At 55.5% G+C, this 22,735-nt stretch carries 21 protein-coding genes and 1 pseudogene; 13 read left to right on the forward strand and 9 right to left on the reverse strand.

Features of this window, described 5'->3' with window-relative positions; all coding sequences use genetic code 11:
* Positions 1-127: 127 nt before the first annotated feature.
* The 3 genes from M7R55_RS09885 (at position 128) to M7R55_RS09895 (ending at position 2,236) form a co-directional block, all read left to right on the forward strand.
* Positions 128-721: a Spy/CpxP family protein refolding chaperone gene (locus M7R55_RS09885; protein ID WP_298220247.1), complete on the forward strand. Its 594-nt coding sequence runs from the start codon at positions 128-130 to the stop codon at positions 719-721.
* A gap of 293 nt (positions 722-1,014) precedes the next feature.
* Positions 1,015-2,037: a lysophospholipid transporter LplT gene (gene lplT / locus M7R55_RS09890; protein ID WP_298220248.1), complete on the forward strand. Its 1,023-nt coding sequence runs from the start codon at positions 1,015-1,017 to the stop codon at positions 2,035-2,037.
* A complete protein-coding gene (locus tag M7R55_RS09895; RefSeq protein ID WP_298220249.1) occupies positions 2,006-2,236 on the forward strand; it encodes a hypothetical protein in 231 nt (76 codons plus the stop codon). Before lplT ends, M7R55_RS09895 begins: the two co-directional genes overlap by 32 nt.
* An 8-nt stretch (positions 2,237-2,244) precedes the next feature.
* On the opposite strand, the gene M7R55_RS09900 is transcribed toward M7R55_RS09895, so the two are convergent.
* A complete protein-coding gene (locus M7R55_RS09900; RefSeq protein ID WP_298220250.1) occupies positions 2,245-2,832 on the reverse strand; it encodes a Maf family protein in 588 nt (195 codons plus the stop codon).
* Between the two features lie 189 nt (positions 2,833-3,021).
* Between M7R55_RS09900 and M7R55_RS09905 the strand changes: the two genes are divergently transcribed.
* The 8 genes from M7R55_RS09905 to M7R55_RS09940 all read left to right on the forward strand — a co-directional run bounded on the left by M7R55_RS09905 (position 3,022) and on the right by M7R55_RS09940 (position 11,535).
* A complete protein-coding gene (locus tag M7R55_RS09905) occupies positions 3,022-3,660 on the forward strand; it encodes a YceD family protein (protein WP_298220251.1) in 639 nt (212 codons plus the stop codon).
* A 91-nt stretch (positions 3,661-3,751) separates the two neighbouring features.
* On the forward strand, positions 3,752-3,940 hold the full coding sequence (gene rpmF / locus M7R55_RS09910) for a 50S ribosomal protein L32 (protein WP_012824664.1): 189 nt from the start codon (positions 3,752-3,754) through the stop codon (positions 3,938-3,940).
* A 177-nt stretch (positions 3,941-4,117) separates the two neighbouring features.
* Positions 4,118-5,143, forward strand: a complete 1,026-nt coding sequence (gene plsX / locus M7R55_RS09915; RefSeq protein WP_298220252.1) for a phosphate acyltransferase PlsX — start codon at positions 4,118-4,120, stop codon at positions 5,141-5,143.
* The gene (locus M7R55_RS09920) at positions 5,140-6,111 is read left to right on the forward strand and encodes a beta-ketoacyl-ACP synthase III (RefSeq protein ID WP_298220253.1); all 972 of its coding nucleotides are present in this window, start codon (positions 5,140-5,142) and stop codon (positions 6,109-6,111) included. Before plsX ends, M7R55_RS09920 begins: the two co-directional genes overlap by 4 nt.
* 21 nt (positions 6,112-6,132) lie before the next feature.
* Positions 6,133-6,609 carry a CYTH domain-containing protein gene (locus tag M7R55_RS09925; protein WP_298220254.1) on the forward strand — a complete coding sequence of 159 codons (477 nt, stop codon included), beginning with the start codon at positions 6,133-6,135 and terminating at the stop codon, positions 6,607-6,609.
* 70 nt (positions 6,610-6,679) lie between these two features.
* Positions 6,680-7,318, forward strand: coding sequence for a response regulator (locus tag M7R55_RS09930; protein ID WP_298220255.1), 639 nt, complete (start codon positions 6,680-6,682; stop codon positions 7,316-7,318).
* Positions 7,315-9,222, forward strand: a complete 1,908-nt coding sequence (gene uvrC / locus M7R55_RS09935) for an excinuclease ABC subunit UvrC (RefSeq protein WP_298220256.1) — start codon at positions 7,315-7,317, stop codon at positions 9,220-9,222. The genes M7R55_RS09930 and uvrC overlap by 4 nt, the downstream gene beginning before the upstream one ends.
* A gap of 45 nt (positions 9,223-9,267) precedes the next feature.
* Positions 9,268-11,535 carry a mechanosensitive ion channel domain-containing protein gene (locus tag M7R55_RS09940; RefSeq protein WP_298220257.1) on the forward strand — a complete coding sequence of 756 codons (2,268 nt, stop codon included), beginning with the start codon at positions 9,268-9,270 and terminating at the stop codon, positions 11,533-11,535.
* 40 nt (positions 11,536-11,575) lie between these two features.
* Here M7R55_RS09940 and M7R55_RS09945 read toward each other — a convergent pair whose 3' ends face one another.
* The 5 genes from M7R55_RS09945 to glgP form a co-directional block, all read right to left on the reverse strand.
* Positions 11,576-12,022: a hypothetical protein gene (locus M7R55_RS09945; protein WP_298220258.1), complete on the reverse strand. Its 447-nt coding sequence runs from the start codon at positions 12,020-12,022 to the stop codon at positions 11,576-11,578.
* A 3-nt stretch (positions 12,023-12,025) separates the two neighbouring features.
* A complete protein-coding gene (locus M7R55_RS09950; RefSeq protein ID WP_298220259.1) occupies positions 12,026-12,865 on the reverse strand; it encodes an FAD:protein FMN transferase in 840 nt (279 codons plus the stop codon).
* Positions 12,862-13,416: an FMN-binding protein gene (locus M7R55_RS09955; protein WP_298220260.1), complete on the reverse strand. Its 555-nt coding sequence runs from the start codon at positions 13,414-13,416 to the stop codon at positions 12,862-12,864. The genes M7R55_RS09950 and M7R55_RS09955 overlap by 4 nt, the downstream gene beginning before the upstream one ends.
* 8 nt (positions 13,417-13,424) lie before the next feature.
* Positions 13,425-14,348: a DUF6662 family protein gene (locus M7R55_RS09960; RefSeq protein ID WP_298220261.1), complete on the reverse strand. Its 924-nt coding sequence runs from the start codon at positions 14,346-14,348 to the stop codon at positions 13,425-13,427.
* 596 nt (positions 14,349-14,944) lie between these two features.
* Positions 14,945-17,521, reverse strand: a complete 2,577-nt coding sequence (glgP, locus tag M7R55_RS09965; RefSeq protein WP_298220262.1) for an alpha-glucan family phosphorylase — start codon at positions 17,519-17,521, stop codon at positions 14,945-14,947.
* A 498-nt stretch (positions 17,522-18,019) separates the two neighbouring features.
* On the opposite strand from glgP, the pseudogene M7R55_RS09970 reads away from it, so the two are divergent.
* Positions 18,020-18,427, forward strand: a pseudogene (locus tag M7R55_RS09970) (flagellin FliC); the annotation flags it as partial.
* A gap of 105 nt (positions 18,428-18,532) precedes the next feature.
* Here M7R55_RS09970 and M7R55_RS09975 read toward each other — a convergent pair.
* Together M7R55_RS09975 and M7R55_RS09980 are read right to left on the reverse strand one after the other, a co-directional pair.
* Complete coding sequence (locus tag M7R55_RS09975) at positions 18,533-20,239, reverse strand: proline--tRNA ligase (RefSeq protein WP_298220263.1); 1,707 nt, start codon at positions 20,237-20,239, stop codon at positions 18,533-18,535.
* Between the two features lie 259 nt (positions 20,240-20,498).
* The gene (locus M7R55_RS09980) at positions 20,499-20,942 is read right to left on the reverse strand and encodes a DUF4124 domain-containing protein (protein WP_298220264.1); all 444 of its coding nucleotides are present in this window, start codon (positions 20,940-20,942) and stop codon (positions 20,499-20,501) included.
* Positions 20,943-21,215: 273 nt separating this feature from the next.
* On the opposite strand from M7R55_RS09980, the gene M7R55_RS09985 reads away from it, so the two are divergent.
* A complete protein-coding gene (locus M7R55_RS09985; protein ID WP_298220265.1) occupies positions 21,216-22,154 on the forward strand; it encodes a LysR family transcriptional regulator in 939 nt (312 codons plus the stop codon).
* Positions 22,155-22,335: 181 nt separating this feature from the next.
* Here M7R55_RS09985 and M7R55_RS09990 read toward each other — a convergent pair.
* Positions 22,336-22,735, reverse strand: a 400-nt coding sequence (locus M7R55_RS09990; protein ID WP_298220266.1) for a DUF302 domain-containing protein, incomplete at its 5' end; no start/stop codon positions are given.

A 22,735-nucleotide genomic window follows, 5' to 3' on the forward strand; every position in this document is an offset into this window, starting at 1 on the left:
ATCTCTTTGAATTACAAAACCACTACATGCCGTTTACACGTGGGGGTGACCCTGAAATACCCGGTTTACAGTCGCAGGGTTTAATGATTCCCGTGAATCGTTGTTCCATTGACCCGAGGTAGAAGCTATGAGCCTTCAAACATCAAACGAGATTATTTCAACCCGTCGCCCGGCACTGCGCATGGCGGCCCTCGCCACAGCACTGATGACCCTTGCCGGTGGTTTCGCTACGATCAGCATGGCCGAGACGTCGGTCAGTTCTGCCGCGCCAGTCGGCCAGAAAATGGCGCCCGACTGCAATAACCCCGCGCAGAGAGAAAATATGCGCGTGCAGATGGCCGCCCGGATGAAGGAAAATCTCGATTCTATGGCCAATCGTCTGCAAATTACGGCTAGTCAGCAAGCTGTTTGGGATGAGTATAAAAAAGTGCGTATGGATATGATGCCGAAGCATTTCAAACGTCCCGGCCCCGATATGAATGCAGCCCAACTGGCAGAGTTCCGTGCGGAACGAGCCGAACTGATGGCGAAAAAGATGGCGCGTCTGAGCAAGGCGACATCCGAGCTGCGTGCGGCTCTTGCGCCGAATCAGCAGCAGGTTCTGGATGAAATGGCACGTCAACATCAGCACAAGCATTTTGGTGCTCATGGTCAAAAACCCGGTATGCAACAAGGCCCCGGTGGAGCAGGGCGCCCAATGGGCGCGCCGATCCAGCCCTGATCGATCCTCTCGATCCGGCCTTTGAAGCCAAGCAAGCATGACCCCGCTCCGGCGGGGTTTTTTTTGTTTGTTCAATTTTGCGTTTGACGAGTCAGCGTTTGCTCAACTTATCGAGCTTCCAGCTTCGGCCACAGCAAACAAGTGGCAAACCGAAGAAGATGTGTGCAATCTTGCAGATCCTGTTGCTTGCTTCTCGTCGTGCACCCGTTCGGGCGGGACAAGCGTATGTTTGAAGAGGTAAAATTGCCCCCATTAAACCTATGTCATGTGATCGATAGGGCGGAAACCGCAGCATGAATACAACACAGATTTCGGCACAAGAAACGGCAGTGAACGGACTTGCATCGCGCGGCATGATGGCCGTACTCGTGGCGCAGTTTCTTTCGGCGATGGCCGATAACCTTCTGTTCGTGGCGGCCATCGCGCTGCTTAAAACGGCGGCTCATGGCGAGGCACTCCTGCCTCTGCTGCAGGTTGTGTTTGTTGTGGCGTTCATTGTTTTGGCGCCTTATGTGGGGCCGGTGGCGGATGCCTTTCCCAAGGGGCGTGTGATGCTGTACGCCAATCTGGTCAAATTGCTGGGTGCGTTGATGATTCTGTTCGGTGCAAACTCGCTATTGGGTTATGCCATCGCAGGCATCGGTGCGGCAATTTACTCGCCCGCCAAATACGGCATTCTCACGCAACTTGTGCATCCCGATCGTCTGGTCAAGGCAAATGGTTTGCTGGAAGGTTCGACGATCGCCGCCATTTTGTTAGGGGTATTGGCGGGCGGTTGGCTCACGGATCAGTCTGTGGTGCTGGCCGTGGTTGTGTCGGCGGGTATGTATCTTCTGGCTGCGCTCGCGAATCTGGGAATCCCCAGGTTGCCCGTGATCCATCGCTTTGTTCGGCATGAGCTGGCGCATTTGCTTAAGCAGTTTATTCACAACCTGGTTGTGTTGTGGCTTATTCGCGACGTGCGCTTTGCCATCATCGGCACGAGTTTGTTCTGGGGGATGGGCGCTTCCTTGCGGCTGTTGATTTTTGCCTGGGTTCCGGTTGCATTGTCATTGCTCGACAATCAGGCGCCAGCCAACCTGATGGGGTTGGTGTCCATCGTGATCGTTGTGGGTGGCCGGTCTGGCTGCCGTCAGCGTGCGTCTGGAGCAGGCCAATCGAACGATTCTGGGTGGTTTGGCGCTGGGGCCATTGATCGTGTTGCTGGCGCCCATGCACGCATTCGCTCCCACGGCTGTCATCCTAATGCTGGTGGGCGTGGCGGGTGGTTACTTTGTGGTGCCGTTGAATGCGCTCCTGCAGGAACGGGGGCATGAGACCATCGGTGCGGGTCGTACATTGGCCGTGCAGAATTTTTTCGAAAATCTGGCCATGTTGGGTATGGCCGGGTTGTATTTTCTAGCTATCGAAGCGGGAATGAACCCGGTGGCCGTAGCTTACGGGTTTGGAATAGTGGTGACGTCGGGGATGGCTGCGCTGGCCGTCTGGCGGCTTCGAGGAGGTCGTTCCTGCTGATGGGGCGCTCAACCCAGCGGGTTGATACCGGCTGCGCGGAGTAATCGTAAGGTGGCAATCAGGGGCAGGCCGAGGATTGCCGTGGGGTCGTTCGATTGCATTGACTCGAGCAGGGCGGTGCCCAGTCCCTCTGATTTCATGCTGCCCGCCGAGTTGAATGGTTGTTCCCGAGTGAGATAATGTTGAATCTCCGAATCAGAAAGGCTTCGAAGATGTGCAGTGACGGTTTCGCTGTGTTCCTGCAGACCGCCATGAGCATCGATGACAGCGACCGATACATGGAAATAAATGGCTTTGCCGGACATGAACCGTAATTGCTCGATTGCACGTGGCCTATCGTGTGGTTTGCCCATGATGCGCTCATCGCAGGATACCAGTTGATCTGACCCGATGACGACCGAACCGGGGTGGCGTTCGGCAACCGTGCGTGCTTTTCCCCGTGCCAGACGACGGCAGGCTGCTTCGGCCGCTTCATTCTCATGGACGCGTTCGTCGATGTCGGGTGCGTCGATTTGATAGGGCATCCCGATGCGATCAAGCAAGGCGCGACGGGTGATGGAGGATGAAGCGAGCACAAGAGAAGGATTATTTTGCATATACATTTTGCGTGCCAAGCAATAAATCGCTAATATTATACGATTCTGGTCTGGCTAATGCCGAGTGTGCGGTCATATTTTTGGCTCGCGCCAAAGTTAATTGCTTCTGGTCAATTAGCCTTGGTTAATTAGCCTGGGTTGATAGACCTGGGTTGATTTGGGGCCGGGCCATATAAACAGGTATTCGGCATGAGTTTAGACAACGGATCGCATCCTGCGGTCGGCCAATCTGGCAGCGGGGCGGGCGGGCAGCTTCAATCCGCAGCAAGTTTGCCGCGCTTGATGGTGCGCATGGCTTGCGATAGTGAGCGAGCGTTTTCTGCATCTGTTCTTTTGGCCGAGTTGCCGCGGTTGGCGCCTTTTGTACCGCGTGAAGCTCCGGAGACGTCGCTTGATTTCGATCTGCGGTTTTTTCGGGATGAAGGCCGGGCAATGCTTGCGCAGCTGGACGTGCATACCACGGTTCAGATTGATTGTGCCCGGTGCCTTCAACCCATGAGCCAGCCCTTGACGGGTTCGTCATTGTTGCAGTTTGTCTACAATGACGACCAGGCGGAACAGGTGGGTGATGCTCGCGAACCCGTTCTGGTTGATGCTGAAGGCGGGGTGAGTATTTCGGACTTGCTCGAAGAGGAAGTGCTGATGGCTATCCCTGTGGTGGTTATGCACGAGCATCAGTGCCAACCCATTTGGCGAGAAGAAGCCGAGGATGAGGTCGTCGCCCCCATGGTTGAGCGACCGAAGCGGCTTAATCCCTTTGCTGGATTAGCCGAACAGTGGAACGCGCCGGGGTCGAAAGGGTCAGGCAAAAAGGGTGAAGATCAATAGATTTAGCCGCAACCGTGCATTGGTCATGGTCGCGGAGTTTTAGTTTGGCGTTTTGGTGAGAAACGCGATTTTTAGTGTCAGGAGTTGAGAAATGGCTGTTCAGCAAAATAAAAAGAGCCGTGCGCGTCGCGATTCACGTCGTACCCACGATGCCCTCGTTAAACCCACTCTGTCAGTGGACGCGACCAGTGGTGAAACCCATCGCCGTCACCAAGTGACTGCGGACGGTTTCTACCGTGGCAAGCGTGTGATTGCCGAAAAAGCGACCGCCGAAGCTTAATCGACCCAAGTGGCGGTGCGGAATGATCCCAACCTTGCGTGCCCTGGTGCGCAAGGTTTTTGTTTTGCCCGGCATTTTTGAGTGATGCGTGCGATCAACCTGATGTGAATTCGTTCGCATCGGATTGGTCTTGGGTTTGTTTTTTGAGTCAAGATTTGGTGAGGCTGAATATTTTTCATGAAGGTAAAAATTGCGATTGATGTGATGGGCGGCGATCACGGCCCCGTCGTTACGCTGGCGGCAGCGGCGCAATTCCTCAAGACACATCCCAACGTCACCGTGCTGTTGGTCGGGGATGAGACGCTGTTACGTGCCCAGATGAGCGCTCATGGGCTGGTCGAAGGCGAAAAGGTGGAAATTGTCCACGCGCCGGAAGTCGTTGAGATGGCGGAATCGCCCGCTGTGGCATTGCGTACAAAGAAAAAATCATCCATGCGAATTGCGATCGACTGCGTGCGCAATGGATCGGCCCAGGCGGCCGTGAGCGCGGGCAATACCGGCGCGCTGATGGCTACGGCTAAATTCGTCCTCAAGACCCTGCCCGGTATCGAGCGTCCGGCCATCTGCACGGCTTTGCCGAGTCGCAAGGGCGGGCATACCCATGTGCTGGATCTGGGAGCGAATGTCGAATGTAATGCCGACCATCTGTTCCAGTTTGCCGTAATGGGTTCGGTGCTGGTGGAAGCTTATGACGATAATCCCGCTCCCAGAGTCGGCCTGCTCAATGTCGGTGCCGAGTCCATCAAGGGCAACGATACCGTCAAGGCCGCCTCGGCACTGCTGGAAAACGGGCCGATCAACTATATCGGGTTTGTCGAAGGGGACGACATCTATAAAGGTGATGTGGACGTCGTGGTTTGCGATGGTTTCGTGGGCAATGTCGCCCTCAAGACCAGTGAAGGACTGGCCAAGATGATCACCCAGTTTCTGCGCGAAGAGTTCGGTCGTAGTCTAATGTCCAAGCTGGCCGCAGCATTTGCACTACCCGTACTCAAACGTTTGAAGAACAGACTCGATCCCGGCCGCTACAATGGCGCCAGTTTTCTGGGGCTGCAGGGTATTGTGATCAAAAGTCATGGCGGCGCCGATGTGGCGGCGTTCTCCAGTGCACTGGGCGTGGCGCTGCGCGAGATCGAAAAAGACGTACCGCGCCGCATCGACCAGCGGCTGGGTCAGTTATTGAATGAAAAGGAAACAGCATGATTCATGCACGTATCACCGGTACCGGGAGTTACCTTCCTGAACGGATCCTGACAAATCAGGATCTGGAAAAGATGGTGGAAACCTCGGATACCTGGATTCGGGAACGGACGGGTATTGAGCAACGTCATATCGCCGAGAAAGGACAACTCACTTCTGATCTGGCCGAACCGGCGGCGCGCCGTGCTTTGGAAGCAGCCGGCAGAACCCCGTCGGATGTCGACCTACTGATCGTGGCGACCACGACGCCTGATCGTGTGTTTCCTTCAACAGCCTGCCTGCTGCAGCAAAAGCTGGGCATCCACGGCTCGCCTGCCTTCGATATTCAGGCGGTCTGCACGGGCTTCGTTTATGCGTTGAGCGTGGCAGAGAAATTCATCAATACTGGCGCGGCCCATTGCGCGCTGGTCATCGGGGCGGAAACCCTGTCTCGAATCGTCAACTGGCAGGATCGCGGTACTTGCGTGCTGTTTGCCGATGGTGCCGGTGCGGTCGTGCTCGAAGCCAGCGAAGAACCCGGAATCATCAGTACCCACATTCATGCGGATGGGGCTTATGAATCGCTTCTGACAACCGTCAAGCCGGGGCCGGATGTTGACCCACAGATGCTGGCCGACGGCACGGCGTTCATTGAAATGCGTGGCAACGAGGTGTTCAAGATCGCAGTGAATACGCTCGGTCGTATCGTCGATGAGACCTTGGATGCTGCCGGGATGACCAATGCCGACATCGATTGGCTGGTTCCTCATCAGGCCAACATCCGAATCATCCAGGCGACGGCACGCAAGCTCGATTTGCCGATGGAGCGCGTGGTGGTCACGGTCAACAAACACGGTAATACCTCGGCAGCTTCGGTGCCTCTGGCACTGGATACCGCCGTGCGCGATGGGCGCATCAAGCGGGGCGATATCATTCTGCTCGAAGCATTTGGTGGCGGGTTTACCTGGGGTTCGGCGCTGATCCGATTTTAAGTTCATCCGAGAGGTTCAACGATGGCACTGGAAATCGAACGCAAGTTTTTGCTCAAGGATGACACCTGGCGTGCGGCGGCGACATCCAGTCGTCGTTTGAGTCAAGGTTATTTGACCACCCTGACCGATGGCGCCAAGGCGTCGGTGCGAGTGCGAATTGGCGGCGATCAGGCTTATCTCAATATCAAGAGCATGAGATTGGGCATGTCGCGCGACGAGTTCGAGTATCCGATTCCTAATGAGGATGCCGAGCATATGTTGGCCTATTTGTGTTCGGGTGCCGTGATTGAGAAAATCCGCCATCACGTGCATTTTGCCGGCCTGCTCTGGGAAATCGATGAGTTTCTCGGAGCCAATCAGGGCCTTGTGGTGGCTGAAGTGGAACTGAACTCTGTGGATCAGACGTTCCATAGGCCCGATTGGGTCGGGGAAGAAGTGACCGAAGACCCTCGTTACTATAATGTGTCGCTGGTTCGGAATCCCTTTGCACAATGGTGATTACGCAAGGGTGTTCGGGAGCTACTAAATCCATGTGTTATGTATCGGCATCGCGATCGGGAGTGGAAACATGATTCGTGTGATGCTCGTAGATGATCACACCATGGTGCGCAAGGCGCTGGCTCATTTGATTGGGAGCGAGCAGGGCATTGCTGTGACATCTGAAGCGGATAGTGGCGAAGCGGCGTTGGCGCTGCTTAAAACCGAATCTGTCGATGTCGTGCTTTGTGACATACACATGCCCGGCATGGGCGGGTTGGAAGCCATCCGGCGGATACAGGCCCGCTATCCCGAGATCGGTTTGATTGCGGTAACGGCGGAAGCGGATGCGGCCTTGGCGCGCTCGGTTCTGGAGGCTGGTGTACATGGTTATGTGACGAAAGACGCGCCGCCGCAGGAGCTGATCACCGCCATCGAAAACGCCAGTCATAAAATCCGTTTCATCTCATCGCGCATCGCGCAGGAAATCGCCCTGCAATCCATGCGCAAAACCTCAGACCCCTTCGAAACCCTTTCGGGACGGGAACAGCAGGTGCTGATGATGATTTTGGAAGGAAAATCCAATCAGTTCATCTCCGATGCGCTGTGCGTGAGCCCCAAGACAGTCAGTACCTACAAAGTGCGCTTGCAGGAGAAACTCGGCGTCAACAACGACATCGAGTTATTGCGCTTGGCCGTGAAATCCGGGCGGGTCGTGATCAACGAATGATCGACCAGCCTGCCGCCCAGCCTGTTTCCCCGCCCGACGCAGAGGCGTCATCGGTTTTCGATGCGGCGAGTTTTTTGAAATCGGTGACCGAACGCCCCGGTATCTACCGGATGTACGGTGATGATGATGTGATTCTCTATATCGGCAAGGCGCGGAATCTCAAGGCGCGCCTGTCGAGCTACTTTCGTGGTCAGCAGGCCATTAAAACGCAGGCTTTGGTGCGCCAGATCGTCCAGATCGAAATCACTGCCACCCAGACCGAAGCCGAAGCGCTGTTGCTGGAAAGCAATCTCATCAAGGCCCATCGCCCCCGATACAACATTCTGCTGCGCGACGACAAAAGCTACCCCTGGATTTATGTTTCCACCGATCAGGAATATCCGCGGCTCGCCTACCACCGGGGAGCCCGCAAGCGGCAGGGGCGCTATTTCGGGCCGTACAGTGCGCCCAGTGCGGTGCGTGAGACGCTGAATCTGCTCGAAAAGGTTTTCAAGGTGCGTCAATGTGAAGACAGCGTGTTTCGCAATCGCAGTCGCCCTTGCCTGCAATATCAGATCGGGCGGTGCAAGGCGCCATGTGTCGGCTATATCAGCCCGGAGGCTTATCGGCAGGACGTCGACGATACCATGGCCTTCCTGAGCGGTCGCAGCCAGATCCTGACCGAACAACTGGCCGAACGCATGGAGCAGGCCGCCGCCGCGCTCGACTTCGAACAGGCAGCGCAATTGCGCGACCAGATCAGCCAGCTTCGTGTGGTAGCCCAACAGCAATCGATCACGGGCGTGAATGGTGATGCTGACGTGATTGCCCTGATCACGCTGATGAACCTGACGGTCGTGGCGGTATCGACCATTCGCGATGGCCGCCACCTTGGTACGCGCAGCTATTTCCCCCAAGTCCCGGCGGATACGGAACCGGCGGAAACCATGGCCGGTTTCATCAGCCAGTATTACGCCGAACGCGAGGCACCCGCGCGCGTTTTATGTTTCCCCCTGCCGCAGGATGTCGCGTTCTTGTCCGATGGCCTGTCCAATGCCGTGGGTGCGCAAACCGGGCGCCGCGTCAGCTTCACAACGCCGCAGCGCGGCAAGGCCCGGGAGTGGCTGGATCAAACGGCAGAAAATGCAAGTCTGGCAGCCCAAGAGCGCCTGGCCAGCCGTATTGGCCTTGAGACACGGTTCGCCGCCTTGCGCACTGTGACGGGGTTGAGCCAGATTCAACGCATTGAATGCTTTGATATTTCCCACACACAAGGGGAATTAACCGTGGCGTCTTGTGTGGTTTTCGGGGTGGAAGGCGCGCAGAAAGATCAGTATCGTCGCTACTCGATCGAGGGCATTACGCCCGGCGACGACTATGCCGCCATGCATCAGGCGCTGACGCGCCGGTTCGCTCGTGCTCAGCGCGAGGGCGGTATCCTGCCGGATGTTCTGCTGATCGATGGGGGAGCCGGGCAGGTGGCGCAGGCACAGGATGTGCTCACAGAACTGGGCATCGATTCGGTTTACATCCTCGGTGTGGCCAAAGGGGTTGAACGCCGCGCGGGTGAGGAACGACTGATCCGACCCAAGACATCGACCGGGCAGGGTGGTGAGGAAACACGGCTCGACCCGCACGATCCGGCGCTGCACCTGATTCAGCAGGTGCGCGATGAAGCGCATCGATTCGCCATTACCGGCCATCGGGCACGGCGCCAGAAAGCACGCACTCAATCGGATCTGGAAAAGATTCCCGGCGTGGGTGCGAAGCGTCGGCAGGCTCTGCTCAAGCACTTCGGTGGCATGCGCGGTTTGCGCAACGCCAGCGCTGCGGAGTTGGCCAAGGTGCCGGGTATTTCGGTGTCTTTGGCCGATGGCATTCATGCCTGGTTGCACGAAGGTGCCACATCAGAAAGCGAAACATAAATGTGCTGGCGGATCATGGCGCCGAAGAACGAAACAGGAGAGGTCATGCGATTCATTTTTGAAGGACGACGATTGGTGATGCTGGGCCTGATGCTGGCGGCGCTTATCGGCTTCATGAAGGCGGCCTTGGCCGCACCCGCACAGGTGACAGGTGCGGGTGCGCAATCCAAGGCGCAGCAGGTCAATGCGGCTCCCGATTACGCGGCCCTTGCAGCCTTGCTGGAAGATCCCAAATCCAGAGCGGTTCTGATCAAGGAGTTGCAACGACTTGCGGCCGAGTCTCCTGGTGGGGGTGCTGGCGGAGCTTCAGGCGAAACAGCACAAAAATCTCATGCCGGGTTCGCGCTGGCCAGTGACATGGCGGTCGATACCCTGGGTGTGTTTCATGCCATTCACCAAGGGGCAATCAAGGCATGGATACAACTGAATCATTTGCTTCACATGGACCCTGCCTCCTGGGACTGGTTACGGATGGGAGACCAAGCCTGGCGTCTTGCGGTATTGTTCCTGTTCGCCTACGGTTCGTGGCTGATGTATGGCCGATTAATCCGGCCGGTGCTCTCGCGTTTGGACCGCTGGGCGGCCGTGGCCAGCCCGCGGCAGCATCTGCTGCGGCTTTCCTTATCCCTGAGCCTGATTGGTGGCATCGGCTTGCTGGTTCTGGGCCTGATCTTTTTTATGGGGAATTTCCTGTCTGCGACCCTGGCGGGGGATAGCGAGGATTTCTTGTGGCAACAAACCTTATTCCTCAATGCATTCATCAGCCTTGAGTTTGTCCGGCTGATCATCGCACTGGTGCTGACGCCTTCATACGACAACTTGGGCTTGTTCCCTATCAAATCAGATCAGGCACGCTTCTGGATGCGGCGCAGTTCGCGCTTGATTCGTTTTCTCGGTTACGGCTTGATGTGGCTGGTGCCCGTCGTGAGGCGTGCTTGGGGAGGCGACACGGCGCAGTTCGTGGTTTGGGCGCTGGCCTTGGCTGGTTTGATCTATGCGCTCCACACAGTGTTCTGTCAGCGTCGAGCCCTGCGTGCAGCCCTGTTGACAATAGCCCAGAGGCACCCCATTGGGATGGTTTCCTGGCTGTTGAGCGCCCTGGCACATAGCTGGCACCTGCTTGCCACTTTATATATCTGCATGGTATTTCTGGTTGGATTGACGCGTCCGACCGATGCCCTGCCCTTTATCGCTCGCGCGACAGGCTATACCGCACTGGTGATTATCGGCGCTCTACTGCTTTCCGGGATCGTGGTGCAGCTGCTCGGCGGTGAGGTGCGGCTCAAGGACAGGCATCGCAAGAAGGTTCCGTTACTCGAACGGCGCCTCAATATCTATCTGCCTTGGCTGGTTCGAGCCATCCGGTTGGTCATTCTGTTGATGACCATCGCTCTGATACTCTCGGTATGGCATGTCACGAACATATTCAACTGGTTGGGAACAAATCCTGGACAACAGTTCCTCAGCACGGTTTTCGATGTGGCTTTCATTCTGCTCGGTACCTTGCTCGCATGGTTGGTGACGGCCAGTCTGATCGAAATCAAGCTCAATGGTGTGAGCGACCACATGCCATCTGCCCGGATGCAGACCCTGCTCGCCCTGTTCCGCAATGTGGTAGCCATCGCCCTGTTGACCATGGCTGTCATGATGGTGCTGTCGGAATTGGGTGTGAACATCGGCCCCTTACTGGCGGGCGCGGGTGTCTTGGGTCTCGCCATCGGTTTTGGTGCCCAGAAACTGGTGCAGGATGTCATCACGGGCGTATTCATCCAGCTCGAAAACGCCATCAATACCGGCGATACGATTACCGTCGGCGGAATTACCGGAACGGCCGAGCGGTTGTCGATCCGCTCGGTCGGTCTGCGTGATCTTAATGGCACCTACCACATCGTGCCGTTCTCGGCCGTGGAGGTGGTTTCCAACTACATGCGGGGCTACGCCTATCACAAGGCAGAATATGGCATTGCCTATCGTGAAAATATCGACGATGCCATCGCACATCTGGAAGCGGCATTTGATGAGCTCAAGTCGGACCCCGCGATGCTGGGCAAAATTCTTGAGCCGATACGCATTCCGGGTGTCACGGAACTGGGCGCCAGTTCGGTGAATATCCGCGTTCAGATCAAAACAGCTCCGGGCGAACAATGGGCTGTTGGTAGAGCATATAACCGCCTCGTCAAAATGCATTTTGATGCGGCGGGCATTGAAATTCCCTTTCCGCACACCACCATTTACTTCGGTGAAGATAAATCGGGCAAAGCACCGCCGGTCTATGTCCAGAATTTGGGCTGCAAGCCGGAGGCGGCAGGCTGATCTCGTCTGTGATTACGATCCTGTCACCTCAAAAGCCAGATCAACGTTTTCTTCTCCATAGGACATGACCCAGCAGGATCAGGGGGAGCAGACCGCCGAACGCAGCATGCGCGGTGGCAATCCATGTGAGACTGTTTTCATGGCTGACGTAGAGCAGGAGCGGGGCCGTGATCGTGAGTATCCCAACGGTCAGCAGCAATCCGGTGCCGGAGATATGACGCTCTTGCCTCAGCCATCCGGCGCGTGCGTGCACCGTCCAAACCGCACCGATCAACGCCAGCACCAGAAAACCACTGAATACATGGCTTGCGGTAAGCACGATGCGGGTCAAGCCGGAGGGCTTCCAGGGAAAGTCCCACCAATCCCATTGAAAGACCAGCAACAACGGCACCAGTGCCAGTCCGGTTGCGAGCACCAGGGCCAGGCCAGCCATCAGTAAGGGCGCAAACGGGGCCGGGTAGCCTTGTTGTTTGAATTTAGGCAGCATGACTCAGATATCGTCCAAAAGGATGGGTTGGCGCGGGGCGATCGGTTCGAGCAGCTGACCGCCGAGCCGCCGGATAACTTCGGGCGCCTCGTCGTTTGCGGTGGCAGCGGCGACTTTGGTCAACGCATCCGCCAGCCAGGCATATCGGGCGATCACAGTCCATTGCCCGTAGCGAACGGGCTCGCTTCCCGCGATCAATTGAGCGGGAAAGTCCTGTGCGTTTCGGCCCGCTGCTGAAGTGGCGCAGGCACCGTTCGTCAGTTGACCCAAGGCGATGCAACCGGCGTTCGAGTCAAGTCGAATCACCCGGGGTGTGCCGAAGCAGCGCCAGTCGCCGCCGGCATTGACAACGGCATCCGTCACGCCACAGGCTCTCAAGCGAGCAATGGCGCGGTCAACCGCCCAGCCCTTGGCAATGCCATCGAGCGTAATCAGCACGGGGCGAAGGCGTTGCAGGCGCGTGCCCTCAAGCCGGATGTCGTCGGCGTGGCCCGTTGGTATGAACGGTGTCGCCGGATCAGGGAGTCGTCCGCGCGCAACCAGTTCACCGCCTACGGTGGGATTGAATCGATGCGCGCTGGTTTGCGCCAATCGCAACGCCAGACGCAGCACGTGGGCAGTCCAGGGATGAATCTCAATCGCACCGTGACTGCGGTTGATTCGACCGATATCACTCTCAGGCCGATGAAAACTCATCAATTGTTCCACGTGCTCGATGTCGGCGAACGCCCGATCAATGGCCGCTGTGAGCTGATCCGGTGGTCGGCCCGCTGCCGAAATCTCGACAAAGGTACCCAGAGCCGGGCGCATGCGTTGAATCGGTGGTGTGCCGCTCGGACTCATTTTGGCTTCGATCTCGAATCAGGTGTGGTCAGCGCCACTTGTTGCAACGCCAACAGACGCTTGACCCCATTGGTGACATTGCGGCAGGAGAGCGTCGCGCCGCTGATGTTGCGAATATCCTCGCCGAGTTTGAAGCCACTTTGGGTGGTCCGCCCCAGAAACTGACCGCGCCAGTCGGCCTGCCGGACTTGATCACCGTAGGTTTCGAGGTATTCCATGATCTCGATACCCAAAACACGGCCTTCCGGCGAGAGCGCGACGGCATAACGAATGAATTCGTGTTTACCGATCACACGATCCTCGATATACCAACCCTGAAATGCGCCATCTTTTTCTGCGCGCCAGACGGGTTGCTCCTTCCAGCGCTGGCGCACATCGCTCAGTTCTTCTATCTGCGATCGTTGATCGCTGCTGAGTTTGACCGGTGTTGCAAGAAATTGAGTTGCCGAAGGGAACAATGCCTTTTGTGCCTGTTCGGTTGTGAAGTATTGATTGGCTTGAACCGCGGACACCATGAACGGCGCCAGCGCGATGATGGGGGCATAGCGCATGGTAAACCTCAGAAGTTGTAACCCACTTTCAGGCGGAGTTCGTTACGTTCGTGATCGGCTAAGTGCAAATCGGTCCGGTTCTGCGCACCAGATTCCTCACTGGAACCGGCGAACTGATGCGCCCATGTAAGGGTGGCCCACCAGCGCTTCCCGCCGTAATGAATGCTGGGTCCGGCGAAGAAATCCCAGTGATCGAACTCCCAGCCGCCACTGCCCGGTTCTGCCGGATCGGCTGCGGCATTGAGCATTTCCATATCCACCCAACCCTCCGCACCGATGTACCAGTTCGGTATAAAACGATAGGAGATACCTGAGCGCAGCCTGGGCGCGATGGCACTCTCAACGGCGCCGGATTCATTATCCTTCGCTGTTTCGGCCTCGAATTCGATATTGGTCAGCCACTGAAACTGACCATCGAGATAGGGTTTTTGGAAAATGACCTTGGTCTCCAGCTCCCAGCCACGAATGGCCGCACCGGTGATGCTGTCGACCGTGTCATAGGTGAGCTCACCATATAAGGCCACACCAAGATCATCCTTGTAGGGCGACAAGATATTCTTTTTGAGCTCGACGGAGAAACCGCTGAATTTGGTTTGGCTTAATGAACCATCTATTTCTCCAGGTACCGGACTGCCACTGTATTTATGCCGATAGCCATTGAGATAAATTGAACCGGACAGGGTGTCCGTGAGGCCACGTTCGTACTCCAGCCGGAAATAGTCGGCGGTATAGCTGCCTTGGCGTTTGCCTGAGTGAATCGTGTTCCACAGATACAGTTCGTTGCCTCCCTTTGGTGTCGTCTCGGCCCCGGTGGTGTACCCCAGAAGGTTCTCATCCGCCTCGGCGCGATCAATGAAAGGTGGTGCGAAAGCACCCGTTAGGCTCAGAGCAACCACACCGGCCAGTGAAGAACGTTTTGCTGCAAAAATCATATCAGTTTCCTCAATAGGTATCCAAAGGCAAACGCGAACCGTTCGCATTATGATTAGATTTGAATTGAAGTCAACACGCGATCCTGTTTTTTTGGTTAGGTATGAAAGCCAGGAGCCTGTCGGATATAGTGGAACCCGAATTTGAGACAGTAGATTAAGCTGTTATCCGAAGCGAAAAGGAAGCGGGCGATGGGTGGAATGAAACGAAATGTATTTGGGGCGAAATTCAAGGCGAATGAACTTGTTGGTTTGTGGGCATAAGTGTTTTCAAACTGGCCTGGCGGTGATCATTGTGATAGTTCCTTATGTTGTAGAGCCTGACTTAATGGCATTGGGGCAGGGGGAGGGTTTACCGGTTTGTAACCGGTGCTTTAAGGAATCTCTGCACGAATCCATCCATGGCTTCATGCAGACACGGGCTTGCGCCAGCTTCGCGTTCACAAGCCGGTGGGCTTACGCCAGCTACGCGTTCACGCCCGTCTTGTGCTTTGCATATCAATGATTTGCGTCATTCAGTGGCAGGGCATCCATGCCCTGCACGGGAATGTCTGCATTTGTGCAGACCTTCCCTAAGAATTCTTGGCATTCGTGCTCCCTTATATCCACTTCATCAAACCCAACTCATACGGGTGAAGTTGGGCGCTGTGATTGGGAACGAGCCGAAATCTGAATTTTTGTAAACCGACGAGTTGAATATTCAGTATGAAGCTGTATACCTGCGTCCCGGCCGGGGTGGTGGGTTCGGTGCCTGTTAAGGTGGCGGTTGTACTGAACCGCTCGACAGTTGTCCAGTCTCCGCTCGGCGTATCCTGTCCGAACAGGCACTCAACGGCAATGTCCTGTGGATTCAGGCCATTGAGTGTGACCGCAACGTTCAGGGTGAGCGTGTCGCCGCTATGTATTTGTGCAGGAACATCAGAAACCAATGCTCCCGTCACGTCTGGCCATGCGGCACGAACACGGCGTTTGAAGTCTTCGAGGGAGAGTGCTTCGGCACCATTATTTTGTCTCAAGCGACGCCCGTAAACCGTTGCGGGTAAATAATGCTGGGTAAGATAATCACAAACCATACGGGCGGAGTTGAATTGCGGCAGGATCGTGCGGATGGCCATCTTGGCGTATTTGATCCACTCGTTTGGCATGCCATTGTGGTCACGTCGATAAAACAGCGGCTTGACCTCACTTTCCAGCAGCGTCAGCAAATCGCTGGCTTCTTCCGTGTCGCAATAGTCATGGTTGAAGCTGCGGTTATAGGGTTTGATGGACCAGCCATTCGCAATTTGTCCTTCCTTTTTGTAACCCTCTCCCCACCAGCCATCGGCCACAGACAGGTTCAATATACCGTTCAAACCCGCCTTCTGCCCCGAAGTACCCGATGCTTCAAGAGGATATTCGGGATTGTTCAGCCATACATCGCAGCCGGTGACCAGTTTCCGCGCGAGTGCCATGTCGTAGCCTTCCAACAGCAAAATACGACCCTGGAATTCGGGTTCATTGGCCATTTGCCAGATTTCCCGGATCAAAGCCTTGCCCGGTTCGTCTGCTGGATGAGCTTTGCCCGCGAATACGAATACGATTGGGCGCTCTTCGTCAGCCAGCAGTTCCGCCAACCGTGCACGATCGCGGAAGAGCAGATTCGCTCGTTTATAGGTGGCAAAGCGACGGGCAAAACCGACGAGTAGAACATCGGACACCGGGCGATCCAGATACCGTAAGGTGCGTTCTGTTCGGATGTCGCTCAGACCGTCTTGCGAGAGCTGTTGGGTGAGGCGCTGACGGATTTCCCGGATCAGCTCGGCCTTGAGTGAACAACGCACCGACCAGAACCGATCTTCCGCGATGGCATCGACAAATCGCCAGAATTCCGGGTCCTGCATATTCCATCGCCAGTCTCGATGCAGGCTGCTGAATAGCTGGGAAAGTTCGCGAGCGAGAAACGTGTCGACATGAACACCATTGGTAACATGCGAGACTGGGTTTTCACTGGCCGGTACTTCAGGCCAGAAATCACGGCTCATTTCTGCCGCGACTCGACCGTGAATGGCTGAAACCCCATTGTGCTGACGCGAGCCATGCAGTGCCAATGCGGTCATGTTGAAACCCGGTTCCTGGGGCTCATGACCCAGTGCGAGAAATGATTCCCGATCGAGGTTGATCTCCGGCCAGAATGAACTGAAATATTCTGTTATCAGTTCATCCGTGAACACATCGTGCCCAGCGGGTACGGGCGTATGCGTGGTGAACACAGTGGTTGAGGCAACCATTTCCAATGCAACCGTTTGTGTTTCGCCCGATGACACGTGTTCGCGCAGACGCTCAAGAATCTGGAATGCCGCGTGACCTTCATTAATATGCCATGCAGTGGGCGCCAACCCGAGTGCGCGCAACGCACGTACGCCGCCAATGCCCAGTACAATTTCCTGCTCGATTCGCGTACGGCGATCACCACCATACAGCCGGTAGGTGATTTGTCGGTCATCAGTCGAATTGCCGGGCAAGTCCGTATCCAGCAGAAACAAGCGGATGCGCCCGATCATGGCAAGCCAGACCTTGACTTCGATAACACGGCCAGGAAAGTTGAGGCTGATGGTTACGGCATTGCCTTTGGAGTCGGTGGCAGGTGCGATGGGTAGTGTGGTGAAATCAATGTCCTGATAGGTGGCTATCTGGTTGCCTTGGGCATCGATGGTCTGCTTGAAATAGCCTTGTCGGTACAACAAGCCGACCGCTACAAACGGGATGCCAATATCTGATGCCGCCTTGCAGTGATCACCCGCCAAAATCCCCAGCCCGCCGGAATAAATGGGCAGTGATTCGTGAAAGCCATACTCGGCACAGAAGTACGCGATCAGGTCATTGGGTTGAATGCTCTTAGCTATTGACTCAGGTATGGGCTGAGCAAGGTAGTCATCGAAATGCCGACAAGCGTCATCATAATCGGCCAGAAATACCGGATCAGCCATCGCGGCGTCCATTTTTGCCTGCGATACCCTTTTCAGAAACAGTTTCGGATTGTCATCGGTCTGCTGCCAGCACACCGGGTCAATCTGGCTGAACAGGTGCCGTATGGATCGAGTCCAGCTGTAGTAAAGATTATTGGCCAGATCATCCATACGCTTGATGCGTTCTGGCAGGCGCGGGGTGATTTCTAAGACATAAATCTGGGCGGTCATGGGTTTACGTATCCCTTGCTCGGTGATGGTTGCGAGAACAATGCCTTCGTATCAAGGTTGGCTATTAGGGTTATACCGTTTTCATTTGAAGCTGTCATGTTCATGCGAACTATTTCTGAGCACTACGATTTCTGACCTGGATTGTGGATCGGGGCTCAAGTTTCTCACCCCATTGCCGATAAGCAGTTTGCGGACGAATTGATGGCATGTGAAACCGGTACATCAAGGGTCGAAAAATTTTTTTGAAAAATTCTAAGGAACCTCTGAATAATTCAGAGGTTCCGCGCGGCACAAGGACGTGCCGCCATTTTCAATCACGTATGTGATTGAAAATGAAGCAAAGCAAAAGTCACATCTTTTGCTTTGCGTGCTCTGAGAATTCCAGGATGGAATTATTCAGAGCTTCCCTAAAGTTTTTTCCGAGGCCGCCGATAAAGCAACCACAGTCCGAATTCTTTGGCATGTTGCCAAGCAAAAACCCACGAGAGGATTAAGATCATGGCTAACGTAATCAATACCAACATTCTTTCACTGCAATCCCAAAATACCCTGCGAATGACCGAGAATACAATGCAGACTGCAATGCTGCGCTTGTCCACCGGTTTGCGTATCAATAGCGCCAAGGACGATGCGGCTGGCTTGGGGATTGCTGATCGGATGACAACCCAGATCAACGGTTCAACCGTGGCCGCGCGCAACGCGCAGGATGGTGTTTCCATGGCGCAGACCGCCGAAGGCGCAATGGGTGCGTTGACTTCTACCCTGCAACGGATGCGTGATCTGGCTGTTCAATCTGCCAATGCCACCAATAGCACGACTGGCCAGCAAAACCTGCAGACTGAATTTGGTCAACTGCAAAGTGAATTAAGCCGCATCATCAGTAACACCCAATTTAACGGCAAGAACGTGTTGGCTGGTGGCTTGAGCGGCTCTGCCAATGCCAGATATCAGGTCGGTGCTTGCTACCTGTCCCGTTGCTTCGTTGCAGCAACCGGGTCGGGGCGACAGATTTTATTTCAAGTTCTGGCTGACCCAGTCGAGAACCTGATCGGCGGGGACGCTCTTATTCTCACTTTCCCACCGCAGGCGGGTCTCAAATTCACCCGCCGCAAGGCCGCGCTCGCTCACCACGATGCGTAAGGGGATGCCGATGAGTTCCATGTCGGCAAACGCAACGCCGGGGCGCAGGCCGCGATCTTCGAGCAGCACGCTGAAGCCTTGGGCGGTGAGTTCGGCCTCCAGCCGCTCGGCTTCGGCTTGAACTGCGGGCGCGCGGTGGCCGTTGATGGGGACGATGGCGATTTCGAATGGGGCAAGGGGGACGGGCCAGACAATGCCGTTTTCATCGTGATTCTGTTCGATGGCGGCAGCCACGATGCGGGAAACACCAATGCCGTAGCAGCCCATGATGGCGGTGGCGGGTTTGCCCGCTTCGTCCAGGAATTCGCAGTGCATTTTCTCGCTGTAGGTGGTGCCCAACTGGAATACATGACCGACTTCGATGCCTCGGGCGATGGCAAGAACGCTCTGACCATCGGGTGCCGGATCGCCTTCGACGGCATTGCGCAGATCAGCGGTTTGTGGCTCGGGCAGGTCGCGTCCCCAGTTTACGCCGGTCAGATGCCAGCCATCTTCGTTGGCGCCGCAGACAAAATCCGCGCAGTCAGCCGCCGCAAAGTCGGCGATGACGGGCATTTTCAAATCGATCGGGCCGATGGAACCGACGTTCGCCCCCGTGTGTGTGAACGCTTCCGCTGGCGGGATGAACTCAAACGGATCGGCGATCAGCGGATGCTTGGCTGCCTTGATGTCGTTCAATTCGTGGTCGCCGCGCAGTACAACGGCTACGACAGGCGTTTCTCGCCCACGCACAAGCAAGGTTTTGAGAATCCGGTTGCTGGGCACGCCCAAGAAGGAGGCCACTTCGTCGATGGTTTTGGCGCCGGGTGTGGCGACACGCGTCAAACTGGCTGTAGCCAGGGCACGGCCCGATTTTGCGGGGAAGGTGGGCGCCATTTCGATGTTGGCGGCGTAATCGCCATTGACCGCATAGGCAATGGCATCTTCGCCCGAATCGGCCAGAACGTGAAACTCTTGGGAGCCTTTGCCGCCAATCGAGCCGGTATCGGCTTCCACCGCGCGGAATTTCAAACCCAGGCGGGTGAAAATGCGTGAGTAGGCGTCATACATGGCCTGGTAGGTGACACGCAGTGATGCCACATCGGCATGAAACGAGTAGGCATCCTTCATGATGAATTCGCGGGCACGCATGACACCGAAGCGCGGACGAATCTCATCGCGGAATTTGGTTTGAATCTGGTAGTAGCAGATCGGAAGCTGACGGTAGCTTTTGAGCTCTCGACGGGCGTAGTCGGTGATGACCTCTTCATGCGTGGGGCCAACGCAGAACTCGCGATCATGGCGATCTTTGACGCGCAGCAATTCCGGTCCGTATTTCTGCCAGCGGCCGGATTCCTGCCACAGCTCGGCAGGTTGAATGGCGGGCATCAGCAGTTCCAGCGCGCCAATGCGCTCCATTTCCTCGCGAACGACCGCTTCCACTTTGCGCAAGACACGCAGCCCAAGCGGGCTCCAAGTGTATAGCCCCGAGGACAGTCGTCGGATCATGCCAGAGCGCAGCATCAATTGATGGCTGACGATCTCGGCTTCGGTCGGGGTTTCTTTCAGGGTGTTTAGCGGGAATTGCGAACTGCGCATGTGGGCTTGGTCTCAAAAGGTTCGGGGGCGTGCCGCTTGTGCCTATCGGGTGCGAGAGACTTCGGCGTTATGTAGGTTGTAAACGGAGTATTTTGACATGATTTGGCGAATATTGCCGAGCGTGTTCGCGTGTGGAGATCACGCCCGTCCGGTGGCTAATAGGCCCAAGCCGGTGCGCTCATGGGCTCATGCCATTTATCCCTGTTTTTGAGCGGCTGTGAGAACGGAAGGGGAGCGGCCCGGAAGAGCCAGCCTGGTATTACTGGACACAGGCCTTGTTGGCCACATCCTGCGCCTGCTTCAGGCGGCCAGCAATTTCTTCTGAAGTCAGTGGGCGGTACTTGCCGTCGGCATCCTGAGTCATCAGTTGGTTTTGCGTATTCTGCAGCATCTTGATCTGGGCTTTGGCCGCTTCGCAGGCTTTGGCTGCTTCTTTTTTATTTATTGCCAAAACGGGTTGGTCTGGTGCCAAGGGTTTCTTGGTTTCGTCTTTGTTTTTTTCTGCAGGTGCCGCCATGCTATCTTCGTTAGAGTCTGGATTGGCGTAGTCCGGGTTGATGATCTGGGCCTCACCATGTTTAGGAGGGAGCTGGCTGAAATGCGTTTCACCATTTTTGTCGACCCATTTATATATCTGGGTAGAGCCATCAGCCTGACTGGCTGCGGAAAACATAAATGTTGCAGCGGCTGTTAAAGCAATCAATGCTATTTTCCTTGAGCCTCGCATAATATCGCGTCCTTTTGATGTGTGAGAGTGCAAGCATAACGTTTTGAACCGATTGTTCAACAGCTCTGAGTGTGCACGCAAATTGTGGGAGAATTAGCGAAAAATATAAGCATTAGTCTTTTCGTTGCGTACTTGGGAATACCTATGGGCCAAATGCAGTAAAACGCTTGGTTTCACGCAGTAATGTCGCAAATGATAAATAGGCTTGATACACTATCTGTATTCACAAAACTAAGGTGAGTTTTCTTCATGGCAGATCGACGTCTTAAGGTGTTCAACACCGTCGCCCGCTTGTTGAGTTTTACCAAGGCGGCCGATGCCTTGCATATGACCCAGCCTGCAGTCACGTTTCAGGTTCGTCAGTTAGAGGAGCATTTTGATACACGCCTGTTTGACCGGACACATAACCGGGTCACGCTGACGGATGTAGGTCATGTGGTGTACGAAATTTCCGAGCGTATGTTCGAGCTCTATGATGAGATGGATCGCCGTGTCAAAGAGATGACGGGTGAGGTCGGCGGTTCACTGAATATCGGCGCGAGTATGACGGTTGCTGAGAACATGCTACCCGCCCTGTTGGGTAAATTCCGCTTGAAGCATCGAGACCTCGCCGTGCGATTGAAAGTGGGTAACACCGAGTCAGTCGTATCCATGGTTGAGCATAATGTGGTTGATCTGGCGATTGTGGAGGGTACGGTGGGGAACAAGAACCTACTGGTTGAAACCTGTCGCCGTGATGAGCTGGTCGTCATTCTTCCGCCGGACCATAAACTGGCTGGTTTGGAGTCGGTTTCCCTTGAACAGCTCATGTCTTATGACTTCATCTGCCGCGAAGAAGGGTCGGGTACGCGGGAAATGGTACTGAACTATCTGGTTGAGCATGGTTATTCAGATGGCTGGGATGTCTGTATGGAACTGGGTAGCCCGGAAGCGATCAAGGGGGCGGTTCAAGCTGGTATGGGTCTGTCGATCATGTCCTCATCCGGCATTACCAAAGAACTCAAGCTCGGTCTGCTCAAGGCCGTGCCACTGAGCCCTCGTTTGTTCCGTGATTTTTCTTTTGTCCGTCAGCGGCACAAGTTCCGTCTGCCGGCGATGGAAGATTTGCTTGAGTTTTCGCGGGATTACTGTAGCAACAGCTCGCCGATGCAAGATCTGGAAAGCATCCGGGGGGGTAACATCGGTTAAATCTGGCAGGCGCCCCGATCAGGCAATGGTGATTTGTGCCGGTTCAATCTGAAAACCTCCCTGATTAGGGTGGTTTTTTATTTGGGGTGTTCAACCCCGTTCAAGCCGCAGAGAATAAAAAACCCCGGATTACACCGGGGTTTTCTCGTGGTGGCCGGTGCAGGCCACCGGCCAAGTCGGATCAGAAACCGCCGTGCGCGCCGGCTTCCATCATCTTGTGCATGGAGTCGCGTACATGCTGAGCATTGCTCTTGAATGGCTCGGGCATATTTTTGCCACCATGAACGAACATGTCCATATTCAGGCCATACAACCAGTAACGGCCTTCCTTGTCTTCGACAACGGCGATACGGCAAGGCAGGTAGGCTGCAAAGTATGGGCTGAAATTAACCGCCTGACGTGCAATGGAAGGGCTGCAGTATTGATAGATCATCAAGTAGCGTTGCTTTTTGCCTGTTTCCAGTTCCAACTGCTTGGACAAAGGCATTTCGCCTACGTTTTTCAGGCCGGTGCCGACTGAAGCCGATTCGATACTGTTTTTGATATCGTCAGTGCTTAAGCCTTTATCTACTTCCATGCGC

It is taken from the genome of Halothiobacillus sp. (genome assembly GCF_027346185.1).
Lineage (GTDB): Bacteria > Pseudomonadota > Gammaproteobacteria > Halothiobacillales > Halothiobacillaceae > Halothiobacillus.